Origin of the sequence: uncultured Methanobrevibacter sp., assembly GCF_947170395.1 — an archaeon.
Taxonomy (GTDB): Archaea; Methanobacteriota; Methanobacteria; order Methanobacteriales; family Methanobacteriaceae; genus Methanocatella.
The window spans coordinates 46,979-62,177 of sequence record NZ_CAMVTE010000014.1 but is presented as its reverse complement, the minus strand read 5'-3'; the positions used below and the strand labels follow the sequence as shown (position 1 = coordinate 62,177).

The window sequence follows — 15,199 nt, the reverse complement described above, 5'->3', positions numbered from 1 at the left end:
TTGACCGCTCGACCACCCCCGCATAAAACAAAAGTAGTTATAAAAAAATATATTTCTTAACTTATATATACTTAACGATTTTAGCATAGTTTTATAGTAACTTCCATGATTTTTTCATTTTTTAAATCTTCAATCAGGTTCAAATCAAGATCCCTTGCAGCCTTATCTGCCCCAATCATCAATGTCCTCTCGCATGTATAGTCGCTTTTTCTTATAACTATGTCGGTAGGATGTGTCAAAGTCAAATTTTCATGGCCAAAACCGGTTATTTCATCATATCCGTTTTCTGTTTTAAGCTCAACGATTATTTTAGTATCACTATTGGCAATTTTATCTTTAAATTCCTGAGGAAAGTTCAGCATGGTCTTGTCCATGTCCACACCGATGATGCAGTCTGCAGTCGGACCGATTTCTGCATCCTTTGTTATCTCAAAAGTTGACTTGTGATGAGAGGTCACGTTGGGATGACCTTTGGTTAGAATCTTGAAAATCATGATTATAGTTTGGATGAAAAAACTAATAAAATTTTTGATGGCGAATACTTCAAAAGATGACCAATAATTCAAATAGTTAGCTTGAAAGTTATAAAAAATATTACTCATAAATATGATTAAAATAAAGAGATGTGGAAAAATCAAACATCAAAACAATCAAACATATATGACAAGCAAAAAATTAAAGAAGTTTTAATGAAAACTCCTATTTTTTAACAGTTATAGTGTTTTTTATATTGTATTTGCCATAAATGGACTGTATAGAGTGTTTACCGACATTCAATGTGGTTTTGATAGTAGCGGTAGCTATTCCTTTGGAATTGGTTTTTGCAGTGTATGTCTTGCCGTTTATTTTGAATGTAATCTGCTTACCGCTTAGAACCTTTCCCTTGCTGTCAACCAGTTTGGCTGAAAACTTGGTTGTCTTGGATTTTTTCACGGAAATGTCACTTGCTGATAAAACATTCTTGACTGTTATTTTATTTGATACCTTGAATCCGCAATAGGAGGCAGTGACTGTGTACTTGCCGATGTTCAAATTAATGGCCAAAGTGGCATATCCGTATTTGTCGGTTTTAACATTGTATGATTTGCCGTTTACCTTGAATATTACTGCCTTTCCGGCGCTCAACGGTTTGCCAGAGTTGGCGTAAAGGCGCACCTTGTAATTGGTTTTTGCCCCGACATAGTTTGAAGAATCCTTGTTGTCATCGATTCTGTTGTGAATTATAATCTTATTAATCAATTTCTGACCGGTTACCGGATTTACGCTTGAAATTGTGTATTTTCCGGCATTGATGTTGATGTTTATTCTTGCAACACCGTTTGTAAGGGTTTTAACTTTGTAAGATTTTCCTGAAATCTTAAATGTAATGTCCTTGTTTGACAAGACCTTTCCGTTGGAATCTGTAAACACGGCATAGTATTGGGCTGTACTTCCGTATAACTTTTCAACATCATTTCCTTCAGCTGTAGACATGACAGTTATTGTTGAGTTGGCTGAAGCGGAGTGATATTTTTCTGTTTCCTCAAACACTACAAGTGCATCATATGTTCCAGGAAGCAAATTGATGGCCAGAAATGCCTCGCCGTTTGAATCTGTTGTAATATAATGGATGCCAGAACCGATTTTAACATAAACGTTCTGATTTGCAAACGGCCTGTTGGCAGAATCCTTCAATACAACTTTAAATTTGGTCTTTCCACCATAATATTTGGTAAAATCAGGTGCAGTCAAATTCACGTCAAGCAAATCATCGACGACTTTGAAGTTGCCGCCAACAGTTGCAGCAGTGTAATTGTCATCGCCTGCATAATCAACAGTATATGCGTAATTTCCGACTGCCATCTTTCCTAAAACAAGAGATCCGCTACCTTCCCTGACAGTGATGCTGTAGGATGAACTTCCGATTTTCAGAGTTACTTTTGAGGTTATAGGTTCTCCATCCTTGGAGTTCAGGCTAACCCTGCAGATTACCCTGTCGTTTTTGCCCACATCGCCAATTTCAGCATTCAGGATTGATTTCTTTTGATAAACATTCAAAATGAATGTTGTATTTGACGGATAATAGTTATTGTCACCAAGATATTTGGCAATGACTGTGTATTCACCATTTTCCATCGGAGCTATATACCAGTAGGATTGGGAATCTGAAACAGGTTTGTTTCTAGGTGAGAAATATCCCACCATTGAAAATGATACGCTTCCGGTTGCATTAGGACTTAAGGAAGCAAATATCCTAATGTTTTCACCTAAAGAAACCTCATTTACATAAAGTTCAATTGTTGAGTTTGCCTTTTTGACATTAAATGTTGTTGAATTTGATGATGAAACATAATAATCGTTACCGAGATATGTTGCTGTCAGAGTGTAGTTTCCAACGTCAATACCTCTGAAATTCCAGAATGCCTTTCCGCCAACTATGCTTACTTCTTTTGTAAGGTTTCCAACATCAAATCGTACAATTCCTGTTGCATTGTCATTGAGTATTGCTACAGCATTGATGTCTCTTGCGTAAAACTCATCTTCAACATTTAAAATTATATCAGAAGCAAATTGCCTTACATAGAAACTGACTGTTGTGCTGAAAGGATTATAATTTTTATCTCCTACATATTTGACTGTTAAATCATATCTTCCTTCAGACAGTTTGGACAGGTTCAAAACAGCCTGTGAATCGATGATCGGAACCTTGATTTCTGTTTTGTTGAATATGAATATAATGTCTCCTGTTGCATTAGCCAGGTTGAGCGCACTGACAATTTCATCATCCTCAGGTGTGGCATTGCCAACCACAATATTCCAATTCAAATCTGCCTTTCCAACATTGAAAGCAGTGGTTCTGGTGATATTTGCATAAATTGCCTTTACAGTGTAGTTTCCGGCGTTAAAGCTGTTTGAAGTATAGGTTGCAGTTCCATTTATGATTTCAACAACAGCACTTTCATTTCCAATGACAAATTGAACATTGCCTTTGACTCCATTTTCAAAAACAGCTTCAACTGTCAGTGTATCGCCATATGTGATATTTTCTGAAGTCACATTGAACACAACCTCCCTGACTGTCAGCGTATTGTAAACAGTGGCGTTCTTATAGGTTGCTGATATACTATATTCACCTTTAGAAAGATTCAGTTTGAAAAATGCATATCCGTCATCGTTTGTTGTTGCATTGTATTTTTTACCGTCAAAATCAATGATTACAGTTCTACCAGGCATTGGAATGCCGTTTATTTCTATAAGTCTGACGGAATAGTTGAAGTCGTTTCCTTCAAAGCCTGTTGAATTTTCACCCATGAATACAAACTCATCGGCAACACCCAGTGTAGTGTTCCAGGTTGCATCCTCAAAATATCTGTTGCCTTCGTAGAATACGAAAATGTAATTGGTTCCCTTATCGAACTTGACTGAAAATTCGGCTTTACCATCTGTCAGATTCATTCTATAAACGTTATAGTTGACATAAACACCTACGACACCTGTGCAGTTAATGTCACTGGTTTTGACAGTAATTGTTCCGTTGAGATTTTTTTCATCCTGATTGATGACAACATCAAGACTGACAGGTGTTTTGAGAACCTTGAATGATGTGGAAACGTTGACTGTATCGTATCTCAAGTCCCCGTCAAATATTAATGTTACATTATACTGTCCTGCAGCCAAATCCGCAATGGTGACATTTGTGATGGTATCGTCAATAAATATTGGGTTGTTTACGCCGTTGATTATCAGTGTTGCCTCTCCCCTTAAGGAGTCCGGAGAGACTTTAACGGTTAGTGTTGCATTTTCACCCACTTTAATGTCATCTGCAGATATATTGATTGATGACGGGTATCTGGTTACCTTGAGAATTCCTGAAACCCTTGCGGAATTGTAAAACTCAGTTCCCACAAAGTCAAGGGTGATATTGTACTGGCCTTCGGCAAAATTGCTTAGAGTAATTGTAGTGTTTCCACTGTAGAGGAAAACGTTTTTCTTTTTAACTCCATCGACATATAAAGCGGCCTGTCCTTCGACATTCTTTGTATTGATGGTTACAATGGCTGAACCCTTTTGGCCTACCTTTATTTCAGGAATATTCAATTTGAGATCTATATCCTGTTTTTTGACATTAACGTTGGTTGTGTTGAATGCCTTGAAATAATTGCCGTTTCCTTCATAAATTAAATTTAATTTGTAGTTTTGAGGAGACAAGCCGGAAATTTCAAAACTTCCCTTTCCATTTGCCAAAGTGACATTATATGTTTTGCCAGCTATTTTCAGCAAGACCATTCCGCTTAGAGATGAACTGTCATCGCCCATTACTTCAACATTGACAAAAAGAGTGTCGGGATAGGTAATGTTGTCGTTTAAAGAAAATCTGATGTTTGAGTTGAGCTTTCCCACATCGACGATTGCAGTCTGATTGAATGTAAACAGACTGGCAACAACATCATATGATCCCTTGTTTTGGGTGCTGTTGAATATGAACTCGCATTGGCCGTCAGCAAGACCTGCTGTTTTTGTGATTGTCCTTCCATCCACAACTGTCTTGAATGTCACGTCAAATTGAGGAAGCAAGCCGATTTTGTCTAAAAGGTTGATGTTGTTTGTCCATGATGCCTTAAGTGTTAGTGAATCTGAAATGTTGAGCTTTGAATAGTCAGGAGTGAGGTTGAAAATCAGCCATGAGTTGATTTTATTCACATTTATTTTTGAACCGGTTGAATAAGGGTTTTCGTTGGTGTTCCACCAGTTATCATCCAAGCTGATGATTTCGCCGCCGTTGAAGTAGACGTCGGATGAAATGCCGTAAAAGTTATTGTTGTCTATAAAGGCGTTGTAGGTCAAATCCAGGTTACCTATATTGTAAATGTTTGGAGAACCCATATAAGCAGTTATTGGAGCTTCATAGTAAGCGGTATTGTTTCTGAATACGCTTCCCCTTGCAGTCAATGTTCCTGAGTTATAGATTACTCCGTAGATATAGTTGAAATTAGCCCTTTCGATGTAATTGTTTTCGATTATGGAATCTGTCAGTGTACAGTTTCCTGTATTGTAAATTGCTGAACCTTTGGTTTCGTGAGTGGATAGTGAATTTGAAACAGTACAGTTATTTAATGTAATATCCCCATCATTGGCGATTCCGGCACCATAACCGAAATCAACGCTTTTTGAACCTATGATGGAGGTGTTGGAGATAATTGCCTTTCCCTTATTGTATATTGAACCGCCATATGACAAAAGACCTCTTGTTGATAATGCGGTGTTGTTAGTGAATTTGGAATTTGTTATTGTCAAATCACCGAAATTGCTTATGGCACCGCCGTAGACAGACTTGTCGCCGGATCCATAGGACACTGCATTGCCTATGAATTCACAGTTGTCGATTGTTACTTTTGAATTTTTAATATCAAGACTTGCTCCGTAGACATTTTCATTGAATGTGGATGAATATGATCCCGGAGACTTGTAGGCATTTATGAATTTGATATTTTTGAAAGTGACTGAAATGCCATCGGCAACATCAAATATGTAGAACTGGTTTTGCCCGTTTATTCGGGTGTTGTCACTACCTATGAAAGTCAGTGACTTGTCAATTGTCAGTTTGGTGTTTCCTGCACCTGCAAATTCCCCATCTGACAGATATATTGTATCATTATCGCTGGCTATTGAAATTGCCTTATCTATTGTCATTAGTGGTGAGGCCTGAGTGCCGTTATTGGCATTTGCGCCATGTACGTCAACATATATTTCACCAATAGTGTTTTGGCCGTCCAAAGCCATTGTAGTGTTTTCACCGATGTCGGATGCTCCAACGCAAGATAGAGACATCACCATTAGGATAAAACACAGCAATAATATTATTCTGTTAAATTTCAAACTCTATACCTCTAAAACATTTAATGTAAATTTTTAGTCGCCAATGTTTTAAGGTATGATAAAAAGAATATATAAAATTATCTGAAATTACTATTAAAATAAAAAAAATAGTGAATTAGTTGAAAAAACAAACAACTAATCTTTATTCAAATCTTGATTTTTTTCGTTTCACTCCAATGAGAAGCAAAATGAATACAGGTATTATGAAAAATACTGATGGAATAAATCCGTTATCACTTTTCTCTTCAATTTCATAGACCTTTTTACTGACGGAATCGCCTGCAGCACCTGAATCCAAACCGCTTGAAGACTTGGACTGGCTTGCAGCACTGTTTTCCCCTTCTGCTGATGGAGTTGAATCACTGTTGTTTGAAACCGCATTCGTATTCTTTCCATTGAATGAGGTAGTGTTAACAGCTCCACCTTCAGTATTTGAGTTAATGAAATTAATCAAGTAATCTTTTAAAGACATACCCTCTTTTGATGAATCGCCGGTTGTACTTCCGGAAGGGAATGTTCCCTGATTTTGGGACTCATCATCCTTTCCTTCTTCCGGTTTGCTGTCATCAGGAAGACCCTGTTCCTTAGAGGAACCTGGAATCAAAGGATTGAATGAATATTTGCTTTCCTCTTCACTTTTTGAAAGTTTGGATCCGTCAATTTTATTTGAAATGTCCTTATCGTTTTTTGGAGTTGAATAATCGTTGTCATCCCCATTGTCCACATTGTTGTTGTTCAATGCGAAATAGTCAAATGCCCTCATGACCTGATTGTTGTAGAATTCCATGTTCTGATGGGAATTGATGTCCCAATATCTGAATCCTCCGTTGCCGTTGTTGGCTTTGGAGTTATATGAAACCAGCAGGTTATTGATAACATTTGAATCGACTGAAGATAAAAGATTTACAGCATAAAAACCGTCACTGAATACTGTATTGTTTTGAATGTCATACTGATGGTCACCGTTTGTTTTTTGGCGATAACTTATACCATATATGTTATCGTCAATTGAAACGTCTCCGACACTGTGAACTTCAATTGTATTGTTCAAGATTGTCGAATGGGAATCCTGAGATTCGATTCCTGCAACCAACGCCCATTCATGAGTTCCGGCAAGTCCTGTTACATTGATTTTGTTATTCGTAATGGCCAGTGAAGTTTCCCCAAAGAAGTTCTGTGAGTAAACTCCGATGTTGGGACCATTGGAGAATGAATACAAATCGTTTTCAGTTATTGTAACGTTTGAAATCGGACCGGTAATCTGAATAGGATATGCAGTACCGGCGGCAAGCTTACCGCCTGTTGTTACAATACGTATGTTGTTGTGACACGCTGTCAGATTATCCAAATTGTAAATGTCCAAACCATAAAGATAATTGTCTGTACCCGGGTAGGTCATAAAGTCTGTCATGAATATTGAATTGTTGCATATTAATGAATTGTATGATTTACTCACAAGCATGCAATCAAGAGAAGGATATAATGTCTCGGGTCTTTTGTTAACCTCTGAAAATAGAGTGTTTTCCATAAAAGACAGGTTTTGGCATCCTTCAACTCCAACAGTCAATACCAAATCGGATGCAAGTTCTGCACCGTTGATACCGAATATGATATCCTTTAAAGGCAATGCGGATGCAATGGTATTGTTTTTTATCACCGCATCATCACAATCCACAACCTTAAGCGCACAATTATATACATTTACATCGTCGTTATGCCCTTCAAAGTTAATGTAGGAATTCAATATCTTCAAATTCCTTAAAGGATTATCAGGATATCCTATTGCATAAATACCATACGCTTCAACATTTTTCGGCACGACATAATTGATGCTGATATTAATCAGGTTCACATAATCGGACAAGACTTCAATGCCCGCACCGTCATTGTCTGCAAATCTGCTGTCAAGATCCATCTTCAAATCCTGCAGAGTCACATGGTCGGCATCTATTTGAAATACTGTATTTTTCAGGTTATATCCGATGCCCTTTATTGTCACGTTATCGGCATCGATTGACAGTTTGCCCAAATCTTCAAAGTCCTGATTGAATATTATTGTTTTGTTGGAATATTTTGACAATAACACATTATCGGTAAAATAATCCTCAAAATTATCCGAATCAATATATATCGTATCGTTTGAAACCAAATCCGGCACGTCCGGAACCTCATCATCAGGATATGTCATTTCGCTTGCTGAAATTATTTCAGTGGCATTTTTAGACAAATCTGAATCATCGAAATCCAATGCTGAAACGGAAGACATCGATACAATAAAACAGACTACAACTATTCCAATCAATAGTTTTAGACTAAACCGTATATATCCACCTCCTTTAAATTAACTTGCTTTTAGGCAATTAAACAATGGATTGCTAAAAGATGGTAGTGGTTTATGTAAATAATACTTAATAAAGTTATCTTTAAAAAAATATCAAAACTGTTTAAAAAAAGAAAAAAAGTTAGTGAGAAGTCAATTCTCACTAGTTAATTTTTATTTTTGCGCTTGCCTTAGCAGCGGCGTATGTGTTGTCTCCTGCATAGCTTACATCAGCAGTGTAGGTACCTTTCTTGGTTATGTCAAGTTTGAAGGTAGCCTGTCCTTTATCATTTGTTTTAGCAGTGTATGTTTTACCGTTCAGTTTCAATGTAACTTTCTTACCGGCTGCGAAGTAAGTTTTACCGTCAAATGGGTTAGCATCGGTTTTTAAAGTTACAGTGTATGATTTGGTTTTAGCACTTGCTTTATATGATTTTGCAGGAGCGTTGATGGTAACTGCCTTTTTGGTTATGGTAATCAGGTATACTGACATGGATGCATCGTAGTAGTCATCACCTAAGAATGCTACAGCAAATGTTAATCTGTTTTCAGCAACGAGGTTGATTTGAACACTAGCGAATCCGTTTTCATCAGTAGTACGGTTGAGCATCTTACCGTTGTAACCAATGTATACAGTCTTGTTAGCTAATGGGTTGCCCATTATATCAACTAGTTTAACTGTGAAGTTACCTCCACGTTCACCTAAATTGTATTCAATTGCAGGTTGAGTGTAATTGTTTCCAACAACTACTGTTCCGGTTCTTGTAGGAGCGATGTTTTCCAATCTGATGTTTGCATCAGTTGGTAAAATAGTATCGGTTCCTGCATAGCTGATTACAACATTAGTGTTGGAAGCAGCTTTAATGAAGAACTCACCGGTGTCTAATGTAGTTGTGTTTCCACTTACGCCATTGATGCTGTAGATAATAGTAGCATCAGCAATAGGTTTGCCTGTACTGTCCATTAAAACAGCACTGATATATCCTTCACCGGATACGGTAATGTTTGCGAATTTACTGTCTAAAGCAGTTTGTTTGATTTCTTTAACTACAAAAGCAGAATAATGTGTATCATCACCAGAGTAGACAACAACAACACTGTGGTCTCCAGCAGCTAAACCTGAAACAGGAACAACAGCAGAACCGTTTTCATCTAAAGGCACAATAGTTTCATTACCGTCAACAATAACATCTACTTTGCCTGTAGCACCAGGAATGGATATGGATACATTGGTATCTATACCAATAGCAATGTCACCAATGGTTACATTAACATCAGCGCTCTTTTTAGCAACTTCTAAATTTTTGGATATTTCGTTAGGATAGTTGTCTTTATCACCACTGTAAATTACAAAAATGGAGTGTTTACCTGCGACTGCATCAGCAATTGCATATTTGGCAGTGCCGTTTTCATCTAAAGGTAAAATTGTTTGATTACCATCGTACACTACAAGAACATTACCTGTAGCGTTAGCAACACTAATGGTAATAGTAGCATTATCTCCAGCTGCAATTGATGGAATTTCAGCAGTTATTTCAGGGAATGCCTTTTCTGTGATAACTAAACTAGCAACATTGGAAATAGCTGAATCGTAAGTGTCATCACCTAAATAGACTGCAGAAACATTGTAGCTTCCTGCATCTTCGAAAGATACTTCAAATACATCCATATCTGCATCAATTCTGTAGTCAACATCACCAACAGTCAGAATAACACTGCCTGTAGCTTCCGGAGTCACATTTATAGTAATAGTTGCGGTTTCATCTACGTTAGCACCGACAGCAGATACGGTTATTGCACTGGTTAATCTGTCGACATTGAATGATATTGCAGATGCTGATGCTTCGTGAGTATCGTCACCTAAGTAAGCAACGAAGAATGTGTGAACTCCTGCTGCAACTTTTTCAAAGGTATAATTAGCTTTACCTTCAGTTACAGGAATTGTTTGAGCTTCACTTCCGTCAGCATAAACCATTAATGTGCCTGTGACATTGGATACTGATATGTTTACAGCAACATCATTATTGATTTTTACATCACCCCTTGTGATTATGACTTCAGTAGCTTGCCTTACAGGAGCAATGTCTTTTAAGGATATTGCGGCGTAACTTGCTTTGTAATCGTATGTTTCAGCGAAGTTGAATACAATATCATCATTATCTGCTGAAATTGCAAATGAACCGTTTTCATCGGTTGTGACATTGGAAATCAGATCACCGATTGTGTAATAAACTGTTGCATTTTCAATTGGATATCCATCAGCATCGGTTAAAACACCAGCGACATTTAAGAAACCGTCTACAGCAACAACAGCTATATTGGTATCTTTTCTTCCATTGAATACAGTTACGTTTTTCTCTGCATTTCCACCATAATAGGTATCATCACCATCATAGGATACAATAATGTCTACAACATCTCTTAATCCATTTATAGCTAATTGACCGTTTTCATCAGTGGTACCGTTGCCTTCTACACCATCAACAGAGTATGATACGAAAGCGTTGGCAATCTTATTGCCGTCTTCACCGGTTAAGGTAACAACAACTTGGTCTGTTACATTGGATTCGAATGAGAATTCTGTATCGAATTTCAAGACAGTTAAATTAGCTGAATTTGAAGCAGGATAACATAAATCATTGTCTTCAATGAAATATTCCAAGGTGTAGTCTCCATATCCTAATTTTTCAATTTCGAAACTTGCCACACCGTCAATGACAGGAGCGGAGTAATCTTTTTTGTTTACAGTTAAATTGATGTTGAAGTTACTGAGTGAAACGTTGTTTACTAAAACAGTGACGTTGAATTGGTTTTCACCGATTTTAAATACAATGTCTTCAGCGAGAATATCGGCAACTCCTTTTTCAATTATATTGAATGTTTGGTCGTTGACTGTGATTGTAATGCGGTATAGACCTTTGTCCAAATCTTCAAAGTGGCCGCTGACTTTATTGTCAATGGTTCCTTTTGTTAGGTTTAGGACACAGTCATATGAGGTTACTTCATATTCGCAAGGATAAATTGTATCATTAAAGTCTGATACGTTTTCACCGTCGGTGACTTTGAAGGTTAAGTTCAGATTGTTTTCTATGCTTGAGTCATTGTTGAAGTCCAAAGCCAATACCAACCAGGTATTAGGTGAAGTAGCTACATTGGATACTTTATATACTGGTTTGTCATTGCTTCCCCACCAGTTGTCATCTAAAACAACGTTAGCGGTAGCCCTTTTGGTCAACATGGTTGTACCGTCTGCGAAGCAGGAGTTAACTACAGTAAGATTGTAATCATATGAAGTTCCTTCAGCCACATATGTAACGTTTTCAATGTAACATGTATCAAACATGTTTGTTCCTCTTGAATTGGAAATCAGATCTCTTAAGTTCAGGAGTTTGGTATTTACAACTTCCAAACCATATGGAACAAATACACCGATACTTCCAGCACCACCAAATGCAACATTTGAGATGTATTGTGCGGAATATGCTTTATTATGTCCGTCAATTACTGAATCGATTACTTTTATATTACCGGTTGCACCTATGGATATTGCAAAACCAGGATTATTAGCCCAGGTTTGACCTGTACCGATAAGTTCGTTGGAAGTTTTACCTGATCTGAATATGGTTGAGTTGACCATTGTAATGTTACCTTTTCCACCCATAACCATTGCGTTACCTGTAAAACCGTTTACACGCATTGAATCTTGGAAAATGGAATCGAAAATATACATTTCACCGTCATTGTAAAGGGTTGAGTAATATTTAGCGTGGTTTGCAATGAATTCTGAGTTGTCAATGGTTAAAGTACCTGTGTTTTTAATTGCAGCACCGTTATTGGAATCCCCATTGTTGAAGAAACGTGAGTCAGTTACAATCAATGTTCCCTCTGAGAAAATAGCTCCACCTTCGGTTCCGTGACATCTGATGAATTCAACACCGTCAACCACTGCAAATGCACCATTTTCAATGGTTACAGCAGGCATTTGATTATATAATCTTGCATCGACATAGTTTTTGGTTATATTTGCTACAGTCATGTTGGATAGTCTGACTATTCCGTTACCAGCGAGGATTTTTAAGAACCAGTTGACGTCTTTACCGTCAATGATGGTTACTCCCTGACCGTCACCGACAATGGAAATGTCTAAAGATGAGGCAACTGTTAAATTATTGTTGGATTCACCGTAGTAACTTCCTTCTAAAACACGAACAACAATTACTGCAGACTGTTTATAACCATAGTTTAAAGCTGTTTTAATAGTTTTGAATGGGTTTTCCAAAGTACCGTTACCTTTTTCATCGTCACCTTTGCTGTTGGAAACATATACTGTTATATTGTCTTTCAATGGAGCAAGAGCGACAATTACGGTAGCGTTATTGTATACTGTATCTTCACTTGCAATGTTATATTCGCCGGACAATGCGAAAGTTCCATTGGTTTTAAATCCTAGGTAATCCAATTCTGCAACACCGTCAACAACATCTGCAACGCCCATGTAAGAACCGTCTAAATAGAATGTGACAGCTCCGCCACCAACGACAGCTCCTGATTCATGAGTTACATTTGCTGAAACGTAATCCTGTAATGTTGATGTTTTTAAATCGTTCATTGAAACGGTTATGCCGTTTAAGTTACAGTGTAAGTTGTTTGCATTTGTGGAAGGAACAATATAAATGTCCTGACCGTTGGTACCTGCGGCATTATCTGCAAATTTAGCTCCATCCAATGTCAAGTTATATAAATAAACAGAAGTTGAATGGGTAGGCATGTAAATTGCACCACCTAAGGTTTTTGCAGTGTTGTTTTCAAATGTACAGTTAATGAGTTCCCCACCGTAGATACCTAATGCTCCACCAAATCCATCAGCAGTGTTGTTGATGAATTTTGCATTGATGACTTGGACAGATGATTTTTCATTAGAACTGAAGAATGTAGCAGCACCGTAATTCTCTTTAGCATAGTTGTTTATGAATGTATCGTTAATTGAAACTATCTGGTTTGCATAAACATAAAGTGCACCATAGCTTCTGGAAGTTGCTTTGTTTGAATCGTAAGTGTTGTTTTTACTTATGAAATTACCTTGAACATATGCCACACCAGCACCTGAAGTACCGGAACATACCATATTAATGAATTTTGAGTTTTCAATGATTACCGCATCATTGTCGTGTGTGGCCAACCAGAGGTTACCTGTTCCGGTAGAAGTAATGTTTTCAAAGTGGCAATTGTAAATTTCACCATCATACATTGCCAGCTGTTTGGCGTTTGTCCAGATGACATTGTCGAGCACTACATTTGCAGGAGAGTTTTGCGCATACAGCTGTCCAATATTATTTACTATACAGTCTTTCATGGTCATGTAATAGGTAACGAAGGATCTGCTGTATTGGCCGGTTCCGTTTACAAACATTAAGTTTTGCAAGAACACTTTGGTGTATACACCGGATGTTAAAAATCCGTTGGCGTTTTTACCGTCAATGATTGCCTTACCGTAGTTTTCACCTATAATGGATAATGAAATTACATCACTGTAGGACAATCCGTAATCACCTGCAATGTCATAGATACCGTCTTTTGCATGAACTGTAATAATTACTGAATCCTCATCAATTGCATAATCAATTGCAGTTTTAATGGTTTGGAAAGGATTAGTTTCACTTCCGTTACCTGTTGTATCGTTACCACTTGGTGATACCCATACATCCATTGGATTGTGGTCGAAATCAACAGTTACGGTTGCATTTTTAATTTCACATTCCATCGGGTTTTCGTCACCGTAATCTCCAGACAATGCATATTTTCCGTTTTCCATTAATTTGTTAACTGTTAATGTGGCAACACCGCCTGTTGCAGTGGCTTCGCCTATCTTTTTACCTTCAAGATAGAAGTTAACTTTATAATATGAAGTTACCGGGTTGTCTGCATCATCAGTCAGGTTAGCGGTTAACTTGAATGTAGTTCCATCTACAGTCAAATCATTGAAAGCAACTTTAGCATTATAGTTCATCAATGCATAAATAGGAGCATTTGATGGAGTAGTACAATCTTCGAATTTGTTATTTTCAAGATAAATTCCGTTACCTGCAATGTATAAGATTGCACCTGAACTTCCAGTATAAGAACAGTTGTTAAATATGTTGTCTATAATTTTACCGTTAGGACTTCTTACATATAATGTACTTTTACCTGAAGAGGTTACGTTTGTGAAAGTGTTTCCTTGAACCAATGCATTTGTGGCCTGAATGACAACACTTGCTGAGTCTCCCCATTGGTAGCTGGAAGCAGCATTATAAAATGATGAATTGATTAAAGTAATATTGTATCCTGAGGATTCACTGATATAAGCATAAATGTCGTTGTTTGCTGAACCTGCAAGATTATCCCTGAATACTGAATTAACTACTTTGAGGTTGTTTGCCTTGTTTTGGTAAAGGGCAGCATATGCTCCTGCTGAGTTATTTTCAAATACACAGGTATCAATTGTCAAGTCACCATCATTTGTAATGGCTGAACCTAAATTCTTTTTACCGTTGATAAATGTAATGTCCTTTAAAACAACAATGGAATCAGCACTGATTGTGTCGAATATCGGACATTCCAAGTTTGCATCCAAGATAGTTTTGCCATTACCGGCACCGATAATAGTCAAACTACCGTTATAATTCTTATGAGCCAAATTAATTTTTAAATCTGTATTGTTCTCACCGGTGAAAATTCCAGCCCCCACATAAATGACAGCATTATCAGATGCATTCACTTCTGATATTGCCTTATTTAAAGAGGCATATGGGCTTTTGTCAGTGCCCGCACCAGAATCGTCCCCCTGAGAGTCAACGTAAATCGTTTTATCATAACTACCTGATTTTAACTGGGTTGTTTCATGACTTACTGATATTGCATCAGAATCGTCACTTATAGCTATATCATTAGCTGAGCTGTCCTGTGCGCTGACAGCAGCTAGTGATAACATAGCCAATAAAACAACAGTTAAAAATAAAAGTGTTTTACTAAATTTCAATTTCA

At 37.3% G+C, this 15,199-nt stretch carries 4 protein-coding genes; all 4 read right to left on the bottom strand.

What is annotated here, in order from left to right:
* Nucleotides 1-80 precede the first annotated feature (80 nt).
* The 4 genes from Q0W04_RS05260 to Q0W04_RS05245 all read right to left on the bottom strand — a co-directional run bounded on the left by Q0W04_RS05260 (nucleotide 81) and on the right by Q0W04_RS05245 (nucleotide 15,146).
* Nucleotides 81-494 (bottom strand): DUF371 domain-containing protein, encoded by a 414-nt coding sequence (locus tag Q0W04_RS05260; protein WP_298501053.1) that lies wholly within the window; start codon nucleotides 492-494, stop codon nucleotides 81-83.
* Between the two features lie 205 nt (nucleotides 495-699).
* A complete protein-coding gene (locus Q0W04_RS05255) occupies nucleotides 700-5,808 on the bottom strand; it encodes a hypothetical protein (protein ID WP_298501052.1) in 5,109 nt (1,702 codons plus the stop codon).
* A 190-nt stretch (nucleotides 5,809-5,998) separates the two neighbouring features.
* Nucleotides 5,999-8,158, bottom strand: coding sequence for a right-handed parallel beta-helix repeat-containing protein (locus tag Q0W04_RS05250; RefSeq protein ID WP_298501051.1), 2,160 nt, complete (start codon nucleotides 8,156-8,158; stop codon nucleotides 5,999-6,001).
* Nucleotides 8,159-8,339: 181 nt separating this feature from the next.
* Nucleotides 8,340-15,146 carry an Ig-like domain-containing protein gene (locus tag Q0W04_RS05245; protein ID WP_298501055.1) on the bottom strand — a complete coding sequence of 2,269 codons (6,807 nt, stop codon included), beginning with the start codon at nucleotides 15,144-15,146 and terminating at the stop codon, nucleotides 8,340-8,342.
* Nucleotides 15,147-15,199: the final 53 nt, after the last annotated feature.

Excerpts from the sequence above, each read along its gene's own strand:
- Q0W04_RS05260 (WP_298501053.1), bottom strand. The coding sequence starts at position 494 with ATGATTTTCAAGATTCTAACCAAAGGTCATCCCAACGTGACCTCTCAT.
- Q0W04_RS05255 (WP_298501052.1), bottom strand. The coding sequence starts at position 5,808 with ATGTCTCTATCTTGCGTTGGAGCATCCGACATCGGTGAAAACACTACA.
- Q0W04_RS05245 (WP_298501055.1), bottom strand. The coding sequence starts at position 15,146 with ATGTTATCACTAGCTGCTGTCAGCGCACAGGACAGCTCAGCTAATGAT.